Below are 516 nucleotides of genomic sequence, written 5' to 3'. Positions count from 1 at the left end.
GACCGCGAGCGCGCCGCGCCGCAGCCAAGGCGCGCGTCGCCGCTGCGGAGACGCGTCGCGCTCGCGCGAGGACACACGCTCCGGCGGCGCTCCGGGTGCCTGCGCCATGGGACCGGACCCTAGCAGGCCGTCGCGCGTCACACCACGCGCCGCGCCGCGGGGACGCGTGGGGGTACTACACTCGTCGCGTGACGGCGGTCGCCTACCCCGACCTCGTGGCGCGCTCGCCCGACGGCGCGTGGCGTGCCGAGGCGAGGACTCCGGACAACGCGCCCGCGCCCGAGCGCGCCGACACCGAGGCGCGCGCGAGGGTGACGCGGCTCTTGGGGCCGCCGGGGACGGAGCAGGATCACTTCAGCTTCGCGCTGCTCGACGCGCGCGCGGGCGCCTGCCGCTGGCGAGCGGGTCGCGAGCTCACGGGCGGGTTTCGCCCGCGACGGCTGTGGCTCAGCGACCGCGGCTGGCTCGTGATCCTGACGCACAGCTGGATGACGACGGGGCTCGTGGCGGTCTCCC

General features: G+C 77.3%; 1 protein-coding gene. It reads left to right on the top strand.

What is annotated here, in order from left to right; all coding sequences use genetic code 11:
* Positions 1 to 311 precede the first annotated feature (311 nt).
* Positions 312 to 516, top strand: a 205-nt coding sequence (locus tag KDM41_19010; GenBank protein ID MCB1185514.1) for a hypothetical protein, incomplete at its 3' end; no start/stop codon positions are given.

The sequence above is a fragment of the bacterium genome (assembly GCA_020440705.1).
In the GTDB taxonomy this organism is placed as follows: domain Bacteria; phylum Krumholzibacteriota; class Krumholzibacteriia; order LZORAL124-64-63; family LZORAL124-64-63; genus JAGRNP01.
The sequence above is the reverse complement of the archived record's forward strand: the minus strand, read 5'-3'. Positions and strand labels throughout refer to the sequence as shown.